Source organism: Paraburkholderia solisilvae (genome assembly GCF_902859875.1).
Classification (GTDB): domain Bacteria; phylum Pseudomonadota; class Gammaproteobacteria; order Burkholderiales; family Burkholderiaceae; genus Paraburkholderia; species Paraburkholderia solisilvae.
Genome location: NZ_CADIKF010000040.1, coordinates 38,671 through 58,096, shown reverse-complemented (window position 1 = coordinate 58,096; position 19,426 = coordinate 38,671). Strand labels below are relative to the sequence as shown.

Genomic DNA, 19,426 nt, shown 5'->3' with positions numbered 1-19,426 from the left:
AAAAAAGGGCGGCCAGAGGTACATCTGGATCACTTCACAATGCGCTTGATAATGCCGCAAAGCAATCTAAATCGTGCGAATGTAAAAATGGAGGCCAGCGTCTTGCCGGCCTCCCCATCGGACGGCGAGTCCGTCCAACGACCTGCTCGTGCAGGGCGTAGTTTTCGTGCTTGCGCGTAAGCTGTGCATCGCCATTACCCACGCGATGTCCGGTCCCGAGGTACCCGGTGCGAGTGCCGGCTGCGCGCGGTACAAGCACGATTCCGTCGCGACATATCGCCAAGCTTTGGTTCGAGCACGCGACGCAGCTCTGTATACACGCGACAGGCGGATTGCACAGCCAACGCGGGCTTTCGCGAATTGAATCGTCCAACAGCGCAATGGCATTGCAACGACTCTCTCCGCTACGAACGCGGTGGAAAAAAATAGTGCGGTCAGGTGAAGATCATGGGGCCACTCCTCGTTTGTCGAGTGGCCTGAACTGGCAATCGGGCTAAGTATGTTGTGCGAGACTGTCTTGGGCACCTTTCCTTGTGAGAGATACGGGGCACCTGTGGTCACGCGATGCGCGCGCCTGTGTCGAACGTCGGTACGATGCCGTACGGACATGCATCTGCGTCGACGTGCAATGGACGCACGAGGGCGGCCAGTTGGCAGCCTCACTGATATCGGAGCCGGCATACGATGCCAGGCCTACCGTCGCACGCGAATGAATTCACGCTTTCAACCATTGCCGTTCGTTCCCTGACTGACGCGATGCGTTGCAGAAATAGAGCATGCCCACGAATGTCGTGTACTCCGTCATGATGACTGTATCTCGCGCCATGTTTTATGGAAGGGCGAGCGCCTCGCCGCCTCGCCCCACCTCTGGAAAGTACGGCGTCCCGCCCGTACGTCGCCGTACTGACCTTGATCTGGATCAGGCGCAGACTTTTCCTTCCAGGATACGGTTAAGTTTCTTGAAGCAGTCAATGAAGGGGGGCGGCCTACTCCAGCGGGACGGCCCGGGAGTCACCGAAATGGACACACTCACATCAGAGTCGGTAAAACACCCTGAGCGTCCGAAGCTTTTGCAGATCATGGGGCCAGGCCTTATCACCGGTGCCTCCGACGACGATCCCAGTGGCATCGCGACCTACTCTCAGGTTGGCGCCCAGTTTGGCTACGGACTCGCGTGGACCTTGCTATTCAGCTATCCGCTGATGGCCGCCATCCAGGAGATCAGTGCACGCATTGGACGCGTCACCGGCTATGGCATCGCAGGCAATCTTCGCCGGCATTATTCGCCCTGGCTATCTAGCACGATCGTCAGCATGTTGCTGATTGCGAACACCATCAATCTTGGCGCCGACCTCGGCGCGATGGGAGCGGCACTGAAGCTGTTAGTCTCCGGACCCGCCCTGCTCTACGTCACTCTATTCGGCCTGCTTTCCGCTAGTCTGGAAATCTTCACGCGCTATGCACGTTACGTGTCTGTGCTGAAATGGCTGTGTCTGTCGCTGTTCAGCTATGTCATCTGCGCGTTCGTTGTGAAGGTACCGTGGACAGATGTTGGTTGGGCGGTGATCCAGCCACATCTGTCGCTAAACCCCGACTACCTGGTGGCGATCGTAGCCGTCATGGGAACGACCATCAGCCCGTATCTCTTCTTCTGGCAGGCTGAACAGGAAGTCGAAGACGAGCAGGAACGCCCCGGCGCAGCCCCCCTGACCAGTGCCCCGGAACAGGCGCGGGCAGAGTTCAGTCGCATCCGCATCGATACATATCTCGGCATGGCGCTATCAAACGTCGTCGCGTTCTTCATTGTCGTGACGACGGCCACCACGCTGCACGCACACGGCGTCACCAACATTCAAACATCTGCCGGAGCCGCCGAGGCACTGCGCGCGGTTGCGGGCCAGTTCACGTTTATCGTATTTGCGGCCGGCATCATCGGCACTGGCATGCTGACGCTTCCCGTGCTCGCCGGATCGGCCGCCTACGCCGTGGGCGAGCTGTTTTCGTGGCGCGTCGGCCTTGCGCGCCGGCCGTTCCAGGCGAAGGCGTTCTACGGGGTGATTGCTGCTGCGACGGCGCTTGGCGTCGGCCTGAACTTCGGCTCGATCGATCCGGTCAAGGCACTGTACTGGAGCGCGGTTCTCAACGGAATAGTCGCCGTGCCCGTCATGATTGCGATGATGTTTCTTTCGGTGCGCGCGGACATCATGGCTGGTTTTACGCTGCCGTTGAGATTACGCTTACTCGGCTGGGGCGCGACGTTCGTGATGGCGACAACGGTTGTCGCCATGGCCATCACATGGTTCGGCTGAGGGCACGATACGTGCGGCCCGCAAGCAGCGCAACGTTACGGACGCGTTACGCGCGCGCGTAACGCATCGATTTCATCGAGCAGGTCGAGGGCTAACGCAATACCCGACGGGTTGATGTCGAGGTCGCTCGCAAGCCGCACAGCGACGCGCGCCCGGTAGAGCAAAGCGCCGGCGAACCGCCACGTCTGCGGCGCGCCGTCCTGCACCCCGAATACGCCTTCCGAAATCCACAAAACCAGCTGCGATTCCGAAGCACCCGTCGCCCGACATAATCCAGACAGCGTGAACTCGGTATGATCTTCGACAATGTGACCTTCAAGCCAGATCGTTGACGGTTCGCTCATCATGATCACCTGTAGAAGTCGGCGCGCGGATCGAAATCAAACGCCTGTCGCATCCTGTCCCATGTCGCCTTTGCGCTGTCGCTGTCGGCCGGAGGCAGCGCGATGTTCAAGGTCACATACAGGTCGCCCGGTGGATTGCCCGGGATGCCCTTGCCTTTGAGTCGCAAACGCCGACCGCCGACGGAATCCGGCGGGATCGTCATTTCGACGGAACCGTCGGGCAGCGGCACCGTCACGCTCGCGCCGAGTGCCGCCTCCCAGGGCGCGACCGGCATAGCGAGTGATACATCACGTCCGTCGACACGAAAACGTGGGTGATCGCGCAACCGGATTTCCAGATAGAGGTCGCCCGCACGTCCCTGTCCGAAACCGGCACCGCCCTGGCCAGAAAGCCGCAGATGTTGCCCGCTTCGCGTCCCCTTGGGGATCGATACGTTAAGCGTGCGCGATCGCAACGAAACACGGCCTTGCGCATCGAGAACCGGTGTTTCCAGCGAGATGGCACGCTGCGCGCCGCGATACGCATCTTCGAGACTGATGGTGATCTTCGCGTGATGATCCTGTCCCGGCATCGGGCATTGCGCGCCGCTGTAGGCGTCTTCGAGATCGCTTGACATCTGCACGGCGTGATCAGCTTGCGATGTTTTTCCGTTTGCCTGCTGCCCCTGACCGCCTGCGCGTCCACTGCCGAACATCGCTTCGAAGAAATCACTGAAGTCCGCGTTTGAGCGGCTGCGGCTTTCCTTTCCGTTGAATTCGAAGTTGTCATCCCATTGCGGCGGCGGCTGAAAATCCTGACCTTCATGCCACTGGCTACCCATCCGGTCGTAGGCTGCGCGCTTCTCCGTATCCTTGAGCACCGTATACGCCTCGCCGAGTTCCTTGAAGCGCTCCTCCGCATCGGCCTGCCTGCTCACATCAGGATGATATTTGCGCGCCAGCTTCCGGTACGCACGCTTGATACCGTCCTCCGTCACATCGCGTGGCAGTCCGAGGATCTCGTAGTAGTCCCTGTATTTCATCTCGGCCGCGAAGAAGTGGGCGCGCACGTCGCGCGTCATATGATGGATATCGTTGCGGTGCCTGAAGCGAAGTGTTTGGCGTGCGCAGCATTAACACATTGCACGTATATGCGACGGAAATCGGTACGATGCCGTACCTGCGTGTGAGCGTCGGGCAACCCGCGACCGGCGCCGGACAAGGTACCCGTCGAGACCGGACGTCAACAAGCGATGAAGGCTGCTTTCGCCGGCGCCAACGTCTCAGGCGGGTGCTGCACGTTACCGTACAGACCTGCGCCGCGCGGTATGAGAACGTGCAGGTCCACGCTGCGCACACCGGCCTCCCGGGGCACTCTCGCAACGCAGCCATAGGCGGAACGTCTGCACATGGTACAGACAGACTCTGCGGCAGCGAAGCCACGTTGGTGGCCACCGCAAACGGCGACACCACACCGCGCGATTCTTGCGTTGCAATCCAGAGACCAACATGTCACAGCATCCCGCGTTCGCCGCGCCATCCATAGGCGCGCTTCCTTTCTATTGTGTCGAATCGGAGAAAGGATTCATCGAATACCCTTCCCAGACCACCGCCGCTCTTGCCGACAAGCACGTACCCTCTCTCGCAAAGCCCAGTGAAACCAAAGTGACAGATGAAATCCTCGCGATCGTTGCGCACGAATTGCGTGGTCCTCTGGCGCCGTTGCGACTCGCCGCTGAGGGTGATCCGCAGGACGTCCGCCGATCGGACCGACGTGCTCCGGATGGTCGACACGATTGAGCGGCAGATCGACGGCATCGCCCGTCTGGCCGAAGATCTGACGGACGCCACCAGAATCGGTCAGGGGTCGCTTCGTATGTGCAAGGGCGACGTCGACCTCATCGACTGCCTGTCCGACACACTCGACGCCACTGTCGCGGCGACCGCGGCACGTCACCAGACCTTCACCGTCGAGATTCCTGACCAGCCATTACGTATCGGGTGCGATCCCGTTCGCCTCTCACAGGCCGTCAGCAACTTCTTGCACAACGCCGTGAAGTACACACCGCCAGGCGGTCATATCCGCTTTTCCGCGCATACGGAGCGCATGCATCTGGTTCTGAGCGTGAGCGACGATGGCCTCGGCATGTCGGCCGCGCTGCTGCCGCATGTTTTCGACCTGTTTGCTCAATCCAGCCGGACGATCGCGGCCAGTTCGGGCGGTCTCGGCATCGGGCTTGCCGTCGTAAGCGCGATTGCGCACGCGCACGGAGGGACCGTGTCGGCGAGCAGCGCAGGCCCCGGAGCTGGTAGCGCATTTACGCTCCGCCTGCCTGTCATCGCCGCACAGCACGCACCCGACTGGACCTGATACCGCATTCACAGCATATAGACAGCCTCCTGATTCTCCCGTGCAAGAGCACGATCAACAGGTATTCTCAGCTTTTTCGCGGTTCTATTCGCCTTTTACGCCCGCAAATAGCCGGAACACGGCATGATGTCGCGCTGACGCACCCGAACTATAATTTGAACCAGGCTCCCCCTCGCTGTGGAGAGCGCTGCTGCAACCTCGTCGCCCGGTTTTCAGCAGCACGTTGAGGAGCGGTACATGGCAAACGTGGATCCCGCAAGGAGAAATCATCTGCTCTCGGTTCTGCAGGAGGCGGAGTGGGCGCGGGTGTCACCTCACCTGGTACGCGTCGATATGCCGTTGGGTCAGGTCGTATACGAATCCGGCGATCGTCTCAATCACGTTTATTTTCCGGTTACTGCAATCGTCTCACTGCTCTACGTGATGGAAGACGGCGCGTCAGCCGAAATTGCGATCGTCGGCAATGAGGGGCTCATCGGTATCGCACTGTTCATGGGTGGGGAGACGACGCCAAGCCGGGCGATCGTACAAAGCGCCGGCGAGGCGTACCGGCTCGATGCGCGAATTCTGAAAGAAGAGTTTCACCGTGCCGGCCCGGTGCAGCGGCTGTTGTTGCGCTACACCCAGGCGCTGATTACCCAGATGGCGCAGACAGCCGTGTGTAACCGTCATCATTCGATCGATCAGCAACTCTGTCGATGGTTGCTGCTCAGCATAGACCGCCTGCCGTCCAACGAACTGAAGATGACGCAGGAACTGATCGCCAACATGCTGGGCGTGCGACGTTCCGGCGTCACCGAAGCGGCGTTGAAACTACAGGATGCGGGACTGATTCGCTACAGTCACGGGCATATCGAAGTGCTGGACCGTCCCGGACTGGAAGTACGCGTATGCGAATGCTACAGCGTGGTAAGACGGGAATTCGACCGACTGTTGCCCGATCTGAAAGCACTGTAGAAGTCACTCTTTCCTACGACCAGTACCCCGCGTTGCCATAGAACGCGTACAGTTGCGTTTCGAAGTCGCGCTCTAGCGGGACAGCGCTGTCGTACACCGGGCTGTCCCTGATGGAGTCGCGTGTCAACCCTGTCGAAACAGTAGATCCGAGCCAGTCGATCAGATAGATCCACTGCGTTGCCAGCAACACTTCGTTTGACGGCCACCAGTTTTGTGTGTCGACGGCTAGATATCGAATGACCCAGGCCTCGTCGTCGAAAATGAATCCAGACACGTGACCGATATCGCTGTGGTCCGCCGCGACGTGGAACCCATCCACCGCGTTTGTGCTATGCAGATGACTGTCACCCGGCGGTTTGTCTCCGTACAGCGCAAGTTGCGCGCGCGTCTCCGGCGACACAGCCGACAGCGCCGCACGACTGAATGCCGGATAGCTACTCACGCCCCACACATCCAGGCCGCCCCAATAAGTCGGGTAGCCGTAATAGCGGAGATACTCCGCTTCATGATGACGCGAGACAGGTTGGTGGAGGTCGACGGGAGGGCTGTCGCTCACCTGCTGACGCATGAGCTCAACGTGGATGCCCAGCGCCCCCGGGTCCGTGCGGATAATCGAGTATGGCGAAACCAGCACGCGCCGCCCGTCGCTCCAGTTTCCCGTTTTGACGACCAGATAGCGGATACCCCACGCCTCGTCATCGAAGTAGAGCTCTTCGACATTGCCTATATCACCGTCACTCGCGACCACGGCGCATCCCCTCAGACTCTCGATATTTCGCAGCATGGTTCGATACTCCAGTGATGGGCGCAAGGCGCCCGCCTAAGCCGCCGTCTTGAGCGGTGTCGGCGACACGCCCGCTACGTCGCGCGCGGCTATGGCCAGCGCCAGCGGCGGGTTCAGGCTATCGATCATCGAACTTGGAATCAGGATGGTTGCGCCGCGCTCCTTCGTCGTTTCATAGATGATATTCATCGCCCGCAATTGCAGTGCCCCTGGGTGATTTTCATAGACCCGGGCAGCTTCGACGAACTTCGCGGCAATTTCAGCTTCGGCGGAACCGAGAATCACACGCGCCTGCTTTTCGCGCTCTGCCTGAGCCTGCCTCGACATCGCGTCCTGCAACGCCTCCGGAATCGCAACGTCCCTGATTTCTACCGATCGAACCGTGACGCCCCAGTCGGCAATCTTGCCGCCTATTTCATCGCGTAAGTGCGCATCGGCGGCCCTACGATCTGAAAGAAGCGAAGCCAGCATCGACGAGCCAATCATCTCGCGCAACGACGTCTGGGCGACGCGATCGATCGCTTGCCGGTAATCTGTGATGGCGAGCGCCGCCTTTTGTGCATCATGCACGTGCCAGAAGATGACCGCATCGACATTGACTGGGACAGTATCTTTCGTCAGCGCCTGCTCGGCATTAAAGGCGGTGGTCTGGACACGCTCGTCGATGATGGCGACCACGCTGTCCAGTACCGGAATGATCATGAAGAGTCCTGCACCCCTGACGCTCTGAAGTTTGCCGACACGCAGGATGACAAACTTCTGCCACACGTTGGCGACCTTCACCGACGCCGCGACCAGGATGGCAACAAGAAAAATGGGCGGCGCCAGATAAAGGCTGACCCATTGACCGACCGCGACTGCGATCAGCGTAATCGTGACGGAAAGAGAAAGTGTGATCGGGTTCATAGGCATGCTCCTGGCGCGGGTGGCGGCTAGCTCGCATGCACTGACGTTCTTCGCGTGACACCGCATTGGAACGCGCGAGAACAGATGTTCAGCGCATCGTGAATCATGGTGCCCGCTGCTGCGGTGAAACTCGGTACGGTAGCGGACGGCTTCCGAGACCGCCAGCACGTAACATTGCCCCGAAGGTAAGCGGACTGCTTACAGCGGTCCACCGTGCCACCGTATAGTTGCGAGGCACGGCCCTGACCGTCGCCTGAATCCGACGCGCCACCATCTTCAACAGTGTTCAGGGAACAATGCCATGCTAGTCAGAGAAGTGATGAAAGAGCCGGTCTGTATCCAGGCCAATGAAATGCTCGACTCGACCTCCCGAAAGTTCAAAAAGTTCAATGTCGGCGCGTTGCCGGTGTGTCTCAACAATAAGGTAGTCGGCATGATCACCGATCGCGATGTGACGGTGCGTGGCGTCGCCGATGCGCGCGATGTGGGTCGCATGACGGTGCGAGAGGCGATGTCGGCAGATATTCTTTTCTGCTTCGAGGACGATCCCGTTGAGGAAGCTGAACGGATCATGCGCGAGCGTCACGTGCAGCGGCTCGCCGTCCTGGATCGCGCGGACCAGCACCTAGGCGGGATCATTGCGCTCACCGCCTTGAGCGGCGGCGCCTCCGAACGGCGACCTTACGAACTCGCCTTCCACAAGACATTCATCGATCACAGAGGGCATCCACACCACACTGAACTGATGCGTGTGACTGTAGCCCAGGGCACGAAGGCAGAAGCCATCGTCGTCGGGATCCGTCAGTTCGAGGAAATGAACCATCTGAATGCATGGCATCAACTAGCCGACGGATACGATGTAACGACCGTGCATATCGACGCAGGCGGCGAAACGGTCGAAGAACGTGAGCCGACTTCCGTCAGGGAGGCGAGCATCCTGGTCCGCGCACGCGAACTGTGGGAACAAGCGGGTAAACCGCAAGGACGCGACAAGCAGTTGTGGGAACAGGCAGCCGGCGAAGTTGACAGCGCGCCACCCCGCCACGCCTGGCGTTTCCGATCCTGTTTCCACCCAGTCAGCACACATGGAACGACGTAATGAATAGGGATCAGCTGCACGGCTGGACAAAGCAAATTTCCGGCACGCTGCGCGCACACATCGGCAGGGTCATTGGCAATCGAGCGGTCACGCTGAAAGGCCGGGTGGGGCAAGTGATCGGCAAGACCCAGGCCTCTTACGGTAGCGCTAGGGCCCGCCTCAAGAAACGCGGGTGAGCAGCCGCGCCATGGCATCCGTAGGTACGACCGGTTCCTGCTGCGCTTGCGTAGCAGCCGACGCAGGCGACATCGAGAGAAGCAGGAACGCGAAGGTCGGATCCCTTGCGGGTGGCCCCGATCAGGAAAACAGGTGTCGGTAGCGAAGCGTAAATGAGATCGCGTCCCAACGTCCAGCCAACTGGCTTTGTACCGCCGCATGTGCGGGAATTCCTTGCCTGAGGGGAACATGGACCGGTTAACGTATGCGCTGCTTGAATATCACGAACGCAGCAAGCACCACGTCAACTTCTATGCTCCTGGCCCCGGGAGGCTCGACTGGACAACCCAGCCGGATCCCTTCCGGGTGTTTCACGGCGCACCGCGCGTAGGTCTGCCGTTAGCCGCGGATAAACTGGCCACACGCTACAACGCGTTGCGCTGTGGCACCCTGCCGCCCGCGCACGCATTCGATCTATCCAGTCTGGGGATCCTGTTCGAGCTTTCCCTCGGCCTGTCGGCGTGGAAATCCCATGACGCCCAGCGGTGGGCACTGCGCTGCAACCCTTCGAGCGGAAACCTGCATCCGACCGAGGGGTATCTTCTGTGCCCGGGTCTGCCCGGCTTGTCCGGAGGCGTCTACCACTACCTGAGTCGGCATCATGCGCTTGAGCATCGCGCTGCAGTGGAAGATCCGCGATGGACTGAGGCGTTTTCGGACAGCGGTGTCCTGCTCGGCATAAGCTCGATCCACTGGCGCGAGGCGTGGAAATACGGTATGCGTGGCTGGCGCTACTGCCAGCAGGATTGCGGCCATGTTATTGCTGCGCTGAGTTACGCAGCGGCTGCGCTCGGCTGGCAGACGCGGCTGGTAGAGGCGGCTGCCGATGATGCACTGGCCAACTTGCTTGGATCGGACCGCAGCGAAGATTTCGTGGACGCCGAGGCAGAGGCGCCAGATGTTTTGCTCTGGATCGGCAATCCTGGATGGCGGCCTGATCTTGGGCGCATGCTGACCGCTTTGGATAAGGCACAGTGGTACGGACGCGCGAATCAGCTGAGCTCGGGACATGTGAAGTGGCCGGATATTGATTCGATCCGTCGAGCAACACACAAGGCCCGTACTCCCGAACCGACTTCGCCGACTCCAGAATTGCGCCCGTCGCCCGCGAAGCCCGCCCTTGATCTCCGCTTTGCCCGGATCGCCCGGCAGCGTCGTAGCGCGGTGAATTTCGATGGTACGACGCACATCGCCAACGCGGCCTTTTTCAGCATGTTGGGGTGCCTGTTGCCGCGTCGCGACACGCCCCCGTGGAATTCACTGATATCCCCTGCGGCAGTGCATGCGGCGCTATTTGTACACCGCGTCGACGGCCTGGAGCCGGGCCTGTATATGCTCGTGAGAGATCCCGGAGCGCTGCCGGTTCTCAAGCAGACTCTGCGTCCGGAATGGCTGTGGAAGAAGACCGGGCCGGACTATTTGCCGCTCTATTTTCTACTGCCTTACGATTTGCGCGCCGTGGCAAAGTTGATTTGCTGCCACCAGGATATTGCCGCCGACTCCTGCTTTGCGCTGGGAATGATCGCGAGATTCGAAATCGCCTTGAAGCAACCATGGCGTTATCGCCACCTCTACTGGGAATGCGGCATTCTCGGCCAGGCTCTCTATCTCGAAGCCGAAGCCGCCGGAGTGCGTGCCACGGGGGTTGGCTGCTTTTTTGATGATGAAATGCACACACTGCTCGGAGTGAAGGACCACGCCTGGCAGAGCCTGTATCACTTCACCGTCGGTGGCGCGGTGGACGATCCACGCCTCTCTGCATTCCCACCGTATAAGGTTCAGCCTTGAAGTGAGCCTCCCGCGTTCCTTCCCTGGCGAGACGGCATTAGCCAGGATCAACCGGCGATTGAATGTTTATTACGTAATCCTCGTCTTTATTATCAACGCGTTGGCCTCCGAAGCTCGCCAAAAGGTCTGCTTTCCGAGGCAGCAACGGGTCAAAATCGCCAATTCGCCGTACACCGAGATGGACGTTGCGGACTTGCGCTATCGAAAGACGTGAACGGCGAGAATAGCCGATGGGACTCAAGACCATCTCGTCGAATAGATGAACGCTCGTGATGTTGTGCCGGACGCCGCGACCCAGCACAGCACAGCACAGCATTACTAATCGTATCGGGAGCGTTTCCGTTGCCCGTTTGCTAACGGGCACTCGAAGTGTCGGTTGCGACCAAGGTGCGACGCCTGTTGACGGCCGCTCAACGCGCGGGAGCGGCCGCTCAATCTCGCCCGGTGACCGTCTCCTAATGGCCGGTATTTGCCGAAGGTGACCGGCGGTAGTCGACCCATTGCCGAAGCTCGACAGGTACGAGGCGTCAGACTGCTTTCCCTGGGTGCTACGGTCATTCGAGTCGCGGATCGGCTGCGCCGGATGCGAAATTGCCCGCAATCGAGCCCGGTGAATGTACTCATATCTCACGACCGACAAAATTTTGCCTTTCTACAGTGACGCGTAAACAGACGTCCGCGCAGTCATGCGTTTCAATGCCCAACTGGACAGTTTTCCCAATTTTTGTTTGCAATCCTTATGACGTTGGCGAATACACTTGTCCAGCGGCGCTTGATTGACTATTGTCTTTTCATATCACATTTCCGTAACGGCCCTTCTCAATTGCACCCGTTGTAAGACACAAATTTGTGCTCGCCGCGCAAATCGACGCCATTCACAAAAAAGAAGCGCCGGGTACCGTCGTCGGCGCTCATCGCCCGTCCGGCCTGAAATGAACCCCGCCGGACCAGTATGTCCCGTCTTATCCCACCGCGGCCTGGGTGGCTTAGCAATCTGTGTTCATCTTTGAGGCAACTCCGACTCCCTGACCAGCGGAGGAAGGTATGTCCAGGAAGCCTGCCCGCGCGCGCGCGACACGCGCAGCGAAGCGCATCGACGTAATACGGCCTCACTTTCTTCACCGCCGACGCCGACATGTAAGCATTGCCGTTGCAACGCTTTTTGGCGCCGAATTGCTGGCTGCATTACCCGTTTCGGCCCAACAACTGATAGTCAACAATGGCACCCAGACCATAAGTGCAAACGCTTCGTATAACCAGATAACGGTGGGAAGTTCGGGAAGCGGCATCCTTATTGTCACTGGGAGCAACGTCCTGCTGACTGGCGTCGGTGCGAATCCGATGATTGAACTTGGTAATGGCGGGACTGGCACGCTGACGCTCACGAATGGCGGTGGCGTCTTCGCCTTCGGACTGAATATTCACGCGGGAAGCACGTTCGATCTGTCCGGCGCCGGCACTATTCCCACTACCACTGTATCTGGCGTCGGCCTGCTGAATCTGTCCGGCACCGGCACAATAAACAGCGGCAACAAAGCGCTGGTTGTGGGAGTCGACAACAGTAATCAGAACTTCTCAGGAACGATCGTCAATGCCGGAAACTCGTGGGACCCCAACACCAGTCCGCACGGAACGTTGGTCAAGGTCGGCAACGGCACACTCACGATCGACGGCGCCACCATCGCCGGTGCGGTCACTAACGGCGCCGCTGGCACGGGCGGAGAAGTGGTCGTCGCGGGAGGCACACTCGCGCAGACCAGCGGTAATACGCGCATCAGCGCACTGACAGTCGGTGTCCCAGTACCGGGCTTCGGAAATAACGGAAATCTCGCAGTAAGCGGGGGTACGCTTACCCTGGATACGAGCCTCACGGTAGGTTCTTTTACCGGTATCGGCACAGTGACGCAAACGAATGGCGCGGTGGTGATCCAGGCGGGTTGCGGTGATGTTGCCCATTGCGCCGCGCTTACCATCGGCAACCAGAGCGGCACCGGCACTTATGCTATCTCCGGCGGCGCCCTGACTTTCAATGGCCCCGGCTTCGTGATTCTTGGCCGCACATCGGGCACCGGCACGCTGAACATCAGCGGCGGGCAGATGTCGGTCAATGGAGGAAGTGGAGGCAACACGACTTTTATCATCGGCGACAACTCCGCTGCGGGTACCGGCACGGTCAATCAGACCGGCGGCACGCTGACGATTGCGAACAACGCGAGGCTGTATCTCTCCGGCACGGGCAACGGTACCTATAACCTGTCGGGGGGCGTTCTGCAGATCGGCGGTAATTCGCTCACGCACAACTACCCGGCCGGAGGCAGTGCTGGCGGCACCTATGCGTTCAATCTCGGCGGCGGAACGATACAGGTGCTCGGCACCCCGCTCACGACCGACGTGAATGCGACCCTCGCCGGCGGCACATCGACCATTGACACCAATGGCCTCGGCGCAACATGGACAGGCGTGCTGTCGGGCAACGGCGCCCTCAACAAGACTGGCGCGGGCGTGTTGACGCTTACCGCGACCAATCCCTACACAGGAGCCACCACGATATCAGGCGGCACACTGGCCGTCGGCAACGCGCCAAACAGCAGCGCGGCATTGTCGGGCACCAGCCAGCTCACGGTGCAGTCAGGTGCGACACTCGGCGGCTACGGCACTGTGGCAGGCAACGTCATGAACGCCGGCACGATTGCCGTCGCAAACGCGCTGCCAGATTTTCAGGGTAACGGACGCGGGTCGCTCACCCTGCTGGGAGACCTCGCCAACTCGGGCGTCGTCAATCTCGACGGTGGCACGCCGGGAAATGCCTTGATCGTGCGGGGCAACTACGCGGACGCGCCCGACGCGACGGTCATCGTCCGTACCGTGCTCAACGAAGGGGGGCCGCTGTCTAACCAGCAAACCGACCGGCTCCTGATATCCGGAAATGCAACAGGCACGACCACGGTCACGATCAACCCGCACGGGGAAGGAGGACCGGCAATCGGCCTGACCGGCACCCCGAGTTCCACCTCAGGGATCTCGATCGTTCAGGTGGGCGGCTCGTCGGCTTCCGGGGCATTTGTCCTTGGTAACGCCGGCGTCGCAGGTGACGACCCGTTTGTCTACCATCTGGCGGCCTACGGACCGTCGGCGGAACATGGACCATCGGCGGCATCGCAGGCCGACCCGCGCGGCGGAGGCAACACATGGGACTTCCGTCTGCAATCGACGTACACCACACCTGAAGGCCCGATAGACCTGCCGCCGGACCAGCCCGCTGAACCCACCGATCCCAATATCCGTCCAGCCGTCGCGCCTCAGGTGGCCGCCTATCTCACGGCACCCCTCGCGTTGTTTCAGGCTGGAATGGTCGACATCAGCACGTTGCACCAGAGGCTGGGCGAAATCCGCTACAGCAACCAGTCCGTACCGGGCGGCCCTCCCTCCGCGGGATTTTCTCTTTCCCCGGCAGAAGCGTTTGTTCGCGCGTACGGCGGGCAGTACCGGTACACAACAAACCGCAGTTTTGATGCGTTCGGATTTAACACCGACATTGATACGGCGGCCGTGCAATTCGGTGGAAGCGTTTTGCGGCGACAGGGTGACTACGGCGTGTGGCGCTATGGGCTTGCGGCCGCGTTTGGACACGTCTGGTGGACACCTTCCGCCGTTGACGGCAATAGCAAGGGCGATGCGAACCGGTACACGTTCTACGGTACGGCCACATTTCAATCCAACGCCGGGTGGTACACGGACGGCATCATTTTCGGCGGACTCTTCGACGGCCATGTCTCGACCGATGCGCAGGGCAAGGTCTCCGATATGGGCGGTACTACCGTAGGCCTGTCGTTCGAAGCAGGCTATCCGTTTCAGTTGACAAGTGGGGGGCTCTTTTTCGAGCCGCAGGCACAACTCGTCTGGCAGCATCTGTCGTTCAATCGCGAAACGGACATAGACGGAATCGATACCGATCTGGGGGGCCAGGATGACGTGCTGCTTCGTATCGGATTCAGGTTGGCGCAGCCGCTGGAATTCGACAAATACCCCATCACGCCATACTTCAAGTTCAATTTCCTGCAGCCCCTGACGGGCGACGGCAACGTCACCATCGGTGGCTTCCCGTTCGGAACCGGCAAGCAAGGCTCCGCTATGGAAGTAGGCGGAGGCGTCACGGGTCAGTTCACCCCGCGTTTCTCTGTCTTCGCTGATGCGGTCTATCAGCACAGGCTGGTTTCGTATGGATCGAATGGGTGGGCGGCAAATGCGGGACTACGATACGTATTCTGAACCGTCGAGGCGGCAGGAGAGTCGCCGGACAAATCGAGTGAACCCGCGTTTATCGCGCGCCTTTGGCACATTCCGCAGCGAAGTGGATAGCGGACGTTCTATGGATCAAATTTCCGAAATACATCGAGGTTCTGCCAGACGTCACAGTCGAGCGATCGTCGCTTCATGGCCGCGCGCTGCCGGACGCGTCCGGCACATATCGACCCGTTGCAGACCTTGACGCCTCGGGCACGAATGTCGGCTTACGGCGAAGCGTTGCGATGTTACGTAGGTCCCCTTCTGGTAGAGACGGCCGACAATCACGCGGTCTCGCGCACCCGAATCAGCTGATCAATTCTGGCAGCATTAGCGTGTTTGGCTTCTTACCCGCCGACACTCGCCCGTATAACTCGAAAAAAGTGTTGGCGTAGAGGCCGCCGTGCATGTAGGCGACCCGCACGTCGTGCCAGATGCGGCTCATCGGTGCATTCCGATTGATGAACGCGGTGCCCGACGCGCTCGCCAACATGTCCACGGCTTCCCAGATCAACTTGCTCGCGAGGCCAGCGTCGCGCCAGAGCCGTGCGCGCTGCTGCACACTCATTCGTTCACCGCTTGCCGCGTTTTCGTCCAGCAAGCGGATTGAATTCCTGATGATCGATTCCGCCGCATCGATCTTGGCAGTCGCCTCGCCGACCTGCAGGTGCGTGACCGTCGCCTCGTCCTGCTTTTCGTAGGTCGTGAACGCGATGCCGCGTGTCCCGATCGTTTCCATGAAAAGCTCGACCGCTGCTTTCGCCATGCCAAGCATCGGACAAACCAGGCGCGTCGCAAACGCCGGCACCATCGGCATCCGGTACATGGCTTCGCCACGCAGGTGTATGCCGGCGTAATCGTCCTGCAAGTTTCGGCTCATCGACGAGATCCGCTCGTCCGGCACAAACACATCCTTGACCGTAACGCTTGTGCTACCGCTGCCGCGCAGGCCAATTGTGTCCCAGTCGTTCAACAGGTTCACTTCCGATACCGGAATCAGCGCTGCGCCGCGGTCGACCACCTTGCCCTCATCGTTAACCAGCGGAATGCCAAGCTGACCCCACTGCGCGTGATAGATACCCGTGTTGTACATCCACAGTCCATCTTCGATCACGTAGCCGCCGACAACACGCCGCGTTTTCGCCCTGCGTGGCGCGAGCGCGCCAGCGGTGCGGAAATTCGCACCTTGCGCGAACACCTGGTCGGTCACGTGCTTCGGATACATCGTCGCGGCCATCCACGTGCCCGTGCAAATCAGCCCCAGTGCCCACGCCACCGAGCCATCGCCACGCGCAATTTCCATCAGCGTATCGAGGAACGTTCCGAAGGGCGACTGAAGGCCACCGTACATCTTCGGCACCATCATCTCGAAGAGGCGTGCCTTTTCAAAATCTACGACCGTCGCCTCGGGAAGCTTTGACAACGCTTCGGTTTCCGCTGCGCGTGAACGCAGCGTCGGAACCAGCGCGGCGGCCGCGACGACAACGTCTCTGTCTCCGTTGTCGCCGAACGCGCTGGAATAAATAGTGTGCGCGGCATCCGTTGGCTTCGCCGTATCGATCTTACTCATTGCATCTCCTGATATGCGCTCCCTTACTTCCATGTCGGCGAAAGGCGACGGATGGGAGCGGCGGTCGATCAGTCCGACGACACCCGTAAAGCATCCGAGGCCAACCAATGATTCCATATTGTGTGCAAGCAGCTAGGAGCGTGATTCCACAACGCCGCCTGCATCCACCACGCGAAGCAGCCGATGCATCATGTCGATCGCCGGCAACGAACAGCCGGCCGCACGGGCTGCATTAATCGGGGCCTCGTACATTGCCTCGAGTTCCATCGGGCGATGCAGTACGCGGTCGAAATACATACTGGGCAGATAGTCGTCGAAGGACTTGGTCATTTCGAGCAGTTGCTGCGGTGTTTCCTCGGAAAACGGATATCCACATGCGCGTGCGGCTTGTAGCACTTCCTGCATCAGTGTCAGCACTAACTTCTGGCTATCAGGATTCGCGGTCAGCAAGCTTGTACCGGTCTTCAGCAGTGCGGCGACACCGTTGAACGGCACATTCCAGACCAGTTTCCGCCAGCGCGCTTCGGTGATATCCGGAATATTCGAACAAAAAAGTCCTAACGCTATCAATTCATGCTTTGATCGACGAGTTTGTTCTTCGCGATCCAAGGCATCATGGCGCGTAGCTTCGCACCGACCTGCTCGATCTGGTGCTCGGCGGTGATACGGCGACGCGACTGCAGCGTCGGCGCGCCCGCGCGGTTTTCGATGATGAAGCTCTTCGCGTACTCGCCGGTCTGAATGTCCTTCAGCACATCCTTCATCACCTGCTTCGTCTGTTCGGTGATGATGCGCGGGCCCGTCACGTATTCGCCGTACTCGGCGTTGTTCGAGATCGAGTAGTTCATGTTCACGATGCCGCCTTCGTAGATCAGATCGACGATCAGCTTCAGTTCGTGCAGGCACTCGAAGTACGCCATTTCCGGCGCATAGCCTGCTTCGACCAGCGTCTCGAAGCCGGCCTTGATGAGGTCCACCGTGCCGCCGCACAGCACCGCCTGTTCGCCGAACAGGTCGGTTTCGGTTTCTTCACGGAAGTTCGTTTCAATGATGCCAGCACGGCCGCCGCCGATCGCGGCCGCGTACGACAACGCAGTCTCACGTGCCGCACTGGACTTGTCCTGCGCGATCCCAAGCAGCATCGGCACACCGCCGCCCTGCGCGTACGTGCTGCGCACCGTGTGACCCGGTGCCTTCGGCGCGATCATGATCACGTCGAGATCCGCACGCGGAAGCACCTGGCCGTAGTGCACGTTGAAGCCGTGCGCAAAGGCGAGCGCCGCGCCCTGCTTGATGTTCGCGTGTACTTCGTTCTTGTACACCTCGGCGATTTGCTCGTCGGGCAGCAGCATCATGACGACGTCGGCGCCCTTCACAGCCTCGGCCACTTCCTTCACGGTAAAGCCCGCGTTCTCGGCTTTGCTCCAGGAAGCGCCGCCCTTACGCAGGCCGACCGTCACCTTCACGCCGCTATCCTTCAGGTTTAGTGCGTGCGCATGGCCTTGCGAGCCGTAGCCGATGATCGTGACCTGCTTGCCTTTGATCAACGAGAAGTTTGCGTCTTTATCGTAGAAAACTCGCATATTTTCCTCAAAATGCAAATGAGTGGATCACATGACGCCGACATGATTACCAGCGGCACGCCGTTTACGGCCCCCGGCCGTATCGCGTGGAACGTTTCCGCTAAGGCCCAGGGTGGCGTTGTGACGTGCCCGCCCATGTTGCCTGCGGTGGCTCAAAGAAATCAGAACCCGTGCCGCTGCATGATCGCCAATAGCACCGACAGCGTCACAAGTGACGCGACCGTAGAAAATAGAATGGTCTGCGACGTCACGTGCACCTCACGCTGATAGAACTCCGCCAGCATGTATGGCCCGGTGCCCGTCGGCAGCGCGGCTAGCAACACGGCGACGCCGACCGTATCGGCTGGCAGTGCAAACGCTCGCGCCGCCATCCACCAAGCGAACGCTGGCTGTACGATCAGCTTGATCGCCGTGAATACAAACGATGTACTGCGTCCGTTGCCCACTGGCCGCTTCTCCGCCAGAAAAAGCCCGAGGCTCACGAGCGCGCATGGGCTCGCCGCGCCGCTCAGCAGCTTGAGGAACGTCTCGACACTGTGCGGCATCGTCCAATGCGCGCTCGCAACGAGCACGCCCGCGATCGGAGAAACGATAAGCGGATTTTTTGCGAGAGAGCGCAGCACCTTGAAGCCGAGCTTGTGCGGCGCGCGCTCGGTCTGCAACCCGACCTCGATGAGCACGATCGCGAGGGCGAACAGCACGCACGAGACGATGATCGTCGCGATCGTCGTCGGCGTGAGGCCCGCATTGCCGAATACGATAAACGCGAGCGGAAAGCCGATATAACCGGTATTCGGATTCGACGCCGCGACCGCGTCGACGCTTGCGTCGGCGAGATGCCGTCCCTGCGCGAGCCGCACGATCAGCACGCCAAGAAACGGCACCACGCACGCAACCGAGAACGTCGCAACGAAGCCCGGCTGATCGAGCTGTTGCCAGGTGGAATGCGCCATCGAGTCGAACAGCAGCGCGGGCAGCGCGAGCCACACGACGAAACGGTTCAGTTCGGAGGCGGCCGTCGGGCCGAGCAGATCGCGTCGCCGGCAGCCAAAGCCGGCGAAGATCAATGCGAAGACAGGAATCAGGATTTCGAGCGTGGTCAACATCGGTCGTGCACATCGGTAGGTTGCCCCACCAGGATTTTCTTCGGGCTGCTCGAACGACACCGCGCTGCGGCGTGCGCATACAACAATACGATGACGTCCGGACAACTCGAGACTATTACTGCAATCGATG

At 60.1% G+C, this 19,426-nt stretch carries 16 protein-coding genes; 8 read left to right on the top strand and 8 right to left on the bottom strand.

The features are described from left to right. Positions 1–1,019 precede the first annotated feature (1,019 nt). Positions 1,020–2,309, top strand: a complete 1,290-nt coding sequence (locus HV675_RS22535) for an NRAMP family divalent metal transporter (RefSeq protein WP_175113331.1) — start codon at positions 1,020–1,022, stop codon at positions 2,307–2,309. Positions 2,310–2,344: 35 nt separating this feature from the next. Here HV675_RS22535 and HV675_RS22530 read toward each other — a convergent pair whose 3' ends face one another. Next, complete coding sequence (locus HV675_RS22530) at positions 2,345–2,653, bottom strand: chaperone modulator CbpM (RefSeq protein WP_175113329.1); 309 nt, start codon at positions 2,651–2,653, stop codon at positions 2,345–2,347. A 5-nt stretch (positions 2,654–2,658) separates the two neighbouring features. After that, the gene (locus HV675_RS22525) at positions 2,659–3,675 is read right to left on the bottom strand and encodes a DnaJ C-terminal domain-containing protein (protein ID WP_175113356.1); all 1,017 of its coding nucleotides are present in this window, start codon (positions 3,673–3,675) and stop codon (positions 2,659–2,661) included. 466 nt (positions 3,676–4,141) lie between these two features. Here HV675_RS22525 and HV675_RS22520 point away from each other — a divergent pair, with 466 nt between their 5' ends. The 3 genes from HV675_RS22520 (at position 4,142) to HV675_RS22510 (ending at position 5,960) form a co-directional block, all read left to right on the top strand. Continuing rightward, a complete protein-coding gene (locus HV675_RS22520; protein WP_175113327.1) occupies positions 4,142–4,432 on the top strand; it encodes a hypothetical protein in 291 nt (96 codons plus the stop codon). Beyond that, a complete protein-coding gene (locus HV675_RS22515) occupies positions 4,416–5,003 on the top strand; it encodes a sensor histidine kinase (RefSeq protein WP_175113325.1) in 588 nt (195 codons plus the stop codon). Before HV675_RS22520 ends, HV675_RS22515 begins: the two co-directional genes overlap by 17 nt. Positions 5,004–5,240: 237 nt before the next feature. Then, positions 5,241–5,960 carry a Crp/Fnr family transcriptional regulator gene (locus tag HV675_RS22510; protein ID WP_175113323.1) on the top strand — a complete coding sequence of 240 codons (720 nt, stop codon included), beginning with the start codon at positions 5,241–5,243 and terminating at the stop codon, positions 5,958–5,960. A 13-nt stretch (positions 5,961–5,973) separates the two neighbouring features. Here the strand turns inward: HV675_RS22510 and HV675_RS22505 are convergent, their stop codons facing one another. Together HV675_RS22505 and HV675_RS22500 are read right to left on the bottom strand one after the other, a co-directional pair. Then, entirely contained in the window at positions 5,974–6,744 is a 771-nt protein-coding gene (locus tag HV675_RS22505; RefSeq protein ID WP_175113321.1) for a PRC-barrel domain-containing protein, read from the bottom strand. A gap of 36 nt (positions 6,745–6,780) precedes the next feature. Continuing rightward, positions 6,781–7,650 carry a slipin family protein gene (locus tag HV675_RS22500; RefSeq protein ID WP_175113319.1) on the bottom strand — a complete coding sequence of 290 codons (870 nt, stop codon included), beginning with the start codon at positions 7,648–7,650 and terminating at the stop codon, positions 6,781–6,783. Between the two features lie 301 nt (positions 7,651–7,951). On the opposite strand from HV675_RS22500, the gene HV675_RS22495 reads away from it, so the two are divergent. The 4 genes from HV675_RS22495 (at position 7,952) to HV675_RS22480 (ending at position 15,022) form a co-directional block, all read left to right on the top strand. After that, positions 7,952–8,749, top strand: coding sequence for a CBS domain-containing protein (locus HV675_RS22495; protein WP_175113317.1), 798 nt, complete (start codon positions 7,952–7,954; stop codon positions 8,747–8,749). Beyond that, the gene (locus HV675_RS22490; protein WP_175113315.1) at positions 8,749–8,925 is read left to right on the top strand and encodes a CsbD family protein; all 177 of its coding nucleotides are present in this window, start codon (positions 8,749–8,751) and stop codon (positions 8,923–8,925) included. Before HV675_RS22495 ends, HV675_RS22490 begins: the two co-directional genes overlap by 1 nt. A gap of 229 nt (positions 8,926–9,154) precedes the next feature. Next, complete coding sequence (locus HV675_RS22485; protein ID WP_175113312.1) at positions 9,155–10,753, top strand: SagB/ThcOx family dehydrogenase; 1,599 nt, start codon at positions 9,155–9,157, stop codon at positions 10,751–10,753. A 1,044-nt stretch (positions 10,754–11,797) separates the two neighbouring features. Next, positions 11,798–15,022 carry an autotransporter family protein gene (locus HV675_RS22480; RefSeq protein WP_175113311.1) on the top strand — a complete coding sequence of 1,075 codons (3,225 nt, stop codon included), beginning with the start codon at positions 11,798–11,800 and terminating at the stop codon, positions 15,020–15,022. Between the two features lie 322 nt (positions 15,023–15,344). Here the strand turns inward: HV675_RS22480 and HV675_RS22475 are convergent, their stop codons facing one another. From HV675_RS22475 to HV675_RS22460, 4 genes are all read right to left on the bottom strand, one after another. Next, positions 15,345–16,607, bottom strand: coding sequence for an acyl-CoA dehydrogenase family protein (locus tag HV675_RS22475; protein ID WP_175113309.1), 1,263 nt, complete (start codon positions 16,605–16,607; stop codon positions 15,345–15,347). Between the two features lie 132 nt (positions 16,608–16,739). Next, positions 16,740–17,216 (bottom strand): ketopantoate reductase C-terminal domain-containing protein, encoded by a 477-nt coding sequence (locus HV675_RS22470; RefSeq protein WP_175113307.1) that lies wholly within the window; start codon positions 17,214–17,216, stop codon positions 16,740–16,742. Beyond that, entirely contained in the window at positions 17,174–18,190 is a 1,017-nt protein-coding gene (gene ilvC, locus HV675_RS22465; RefSeq protein WP_175113305.1) for a ketol-acid reductoisomerase, read from the bottom strand. Before ilvC ends, HV675_RS22470 begins: the two co-directional genes overlap by 43 nt. A gap of 161 nt (positions 18,191–18,351) precedes the next feature. Beyond that, a complete protein-coding gene (locus tag HV675_RS22460) occupies positions 18,352–19,296 on the bottom strand; it encodes an AEC family transporter (RefSeq protein WP_175113303.1) in 945 nt (314 codons plus the stop codon). Positions 19,297–19,426: the final 130 nt, after the last annotated feature.